The organism is Asanoa siamensis (assembly GCF_016862555.1).
Classification (GTDB): Bacteria; Actinomycetota; Actinomycetes; order Mycobacteriales; family Micromonosporaceae; genus Asanoa; species Asanoa siamensis.
The window spans coordinates 1-2100 of record NZ_BONE01000184.1; the positions used below are offsets into that span (position 1 = coordinate 1).

Annotated in this window: 3 protein-coding genes; all 3 read left to right on the plus strand. The window is 72.3% G+C overall.

Annotation, left to right across the window (positions count from 1 at the left end; genetic code table 11):
* Nucleotides 1–263: 263 nt before the first annotated feature.
* The 3 genes from Asi02nite_RS41100 to Asi02nite_RS41110 are packed head-to-tail and all read left to right on the plus strand — an operon-like array spanning nt 264 to nt 1702.
* A complete protein-coding gene (locus Asi02nite_RS41100; RefSeq protein ID WP_203719458.1) occupies nt 264–839 on the plus strand; it encodes a MerR family transcriptional regulator in 576 nt (191 codons plus the stop codon).
* A 60-nt stretch (nt 840–899) separates the two neighbouring features.
* Nucleotides 900–1232: an ArsR/SmtB family transcription factor gene (locus Asi02nite_RS41105; RefSeq protein WP_203719459.1), complete on the plus strand. Its 333-nt coding sequence runs from the start codon at nt 900–902 to the stop codon at nt 1230–1232.
* Complete coding sequence (locus Asi02nite_RS41110; protein ID WP_203719460.1) at nt 1229–1702, plus strand: SRPBCC domain-containing protein; 474 nt, start codon at nt 1229–1231, stop codon at nt 1700–1702. The genes Asi02nite_RS41105 and Asi02nite_RS41110 overlap by 4 nt, the downstream gene beginning before the upstream one ends.
* The last annotated feature ends 398 nt before the right edge of the window (nt 1703–2100 follow it).

Sequence of the window (2100 nt, forward strand, 5' to 3'; positions counted from 1 at the left end):
GAGGCTCCGCCCCGCAGGGGCGCGGGTTCTCCATGCCGACTGTCAGTCCAGGCATCGGTAGCCAGCAGGGCCCCGCAGGGGCGCGGGTTCTCCATGCCGACTGTCAGTCCAGGCATCGGTAGCCAGCAGGGTGATGTCGCCAGTTCGCGGCGTGTCGGCGTAAAGCATGCGCCCCAAGGCTAGATCTGAGCTATAGGGTTGGCGCTGTTGACGGGTGCGCGTCCCGGCACGACGCGACACCTCGCTGGCGGGGAGGTAGCCACATGCCCGACCCACGTGATCCGGAACCCGCGGGTAGATCCGACGCCGACGCGGCGCCGCCCCCCACGGACGACGACTCCGTCGGCTACCGCGGCGTAACCGCCTGCCACGCGGTCGGGATCAGCTACCGCCAGCTCGACTACTGGGCCCGCACGGCCCTGGTCGTCCCGAGCGTGCGCGACGCCTCCGGTTCCGGCACGCAGCGCCTCTACTCGTTCCGCGACCTGGTCGTGCTCAAGGTCGTCAAGCGCCTCCTGGACGCCGGCGTGTCCCTGCAGAACATCCGCAAGGCGATCGAGACCCTGCGCTCGCGCGGCGTCGAGGACCTGGCGGGCATCACGCTGATCTCCGACGGCACCACGGTGTACGAGTGCCGCTCGCCCGAGGAGGTCGTCGACTTGCTCCAAGGCGGCCAGGGCGTGTTCGGCATCGCCATCGGCGGTGCCTTCAAGGAAATCCAGGGCTCGCTGTCGCACCTGCCCGCGGAACCGGCCGAGCCGGCCGCGGAGGAGCCGGCTGACGAGACCCCGGCCGGCGACGAGCTCGCCGCCCGCCGCGCCCGCCGCCGCGCGGGCTGAGCGCGCTCCTCAACACTTAGCCCTTGCGTTAACTATCGGACGGCGGCAATACTTAGCCTCATGGCACAGTATTCGGCCGACCTGGACGGCGTGTTCGTCGCCCTGGCCGACCCGACCCGCCGCGGCGTGCTCCGGCGCCTCGGCCGGGGCCCTGTCAGCGTGGGCGACCTGGCCCGCGACGTCCCGATGACGCTGCCGTCGTTCCTGAAGCACGTGCGCATGCTGGAGACCAGCGGCCTGATCAGCACGGTGAAGGCCGGCCGCGTCCGCACGTGCGTGCTCAACCGCGAGCGGCTCGGCCTGGTCGACGACTGGCTCGCCGCGGAACGCCGCGCCTGGGAAGACCGCACCGACCGCCTGGAGCAGCTGCTTTCCGAGGAGGACCACCCATGAACCCCGACCTGGACCTGACCGTGGACCGCGTGATCCGGGCCCCGCGCGCGGCCGTCTGGCGCGCCTGGACCGACCCCGACCGCCTTGCCCGCTGGTGGCTGCCGGCGCCCAGCCAGTGCCGGGTGGAACGCCTCGAGGTGCGCCCGGGCGGCGCGTTCGTGACGCGGATGAGCGACGACGGCGAGGTCTTCGGCCCGCACCTCGACGCCGCGTTCCTGGCCGCCGACGAGCTGGAACGGATCGTCTTCACCACGGCCGTCGACAGCACCTGGCGTCCGGCGGACCCGACCATGATCGTGATGACCGCCGAGATCACGCTCGCCGACCACCCCGACGGCACGGACTACCGGGTTCTCGTGCGACACGGCGACCCGACCGCGCGCGAGCGCCACGAAAAGCTCGGCTTCGCCGACGGCTGGGGCATGGTTACGGCGCAACTCGCCAACATCGCCGAGAGCGAGCCGCGCTGACAGGCCAAGGACCAAGGTCAACATCTGCGGTCCCGGGCCCGCGGTGGTCCGGAATCCGGACCGTCGCTCCCGCCGGACAAACTCGCTGACGCGTCGAGCCAGGCCCGCGCGACACAAGCCGGACCACGGACACGACCGCGACCGCGCGGCGGGCCGACGCACGCCCGCTGCTCAGCGCGGGCGTGGCTGCCGCCCGGCAGGGCGTATCGCCGGTTCGGCCGCCGTGAAGCTGTGCAAGGTCAATCCATCGCCCGGGAAGATCAACGCTGAGGCGGCGCGGCTGCCACTACGTCGAACCCGGCGAACGGGCCGCCTGGGCGGGCCTCGTCGACGCGGTCCAGCTCGCCGCCCCGACGGCAACGTCGGCACCGGCCGGGCTTGCCGCGGTCGCGAGGCGC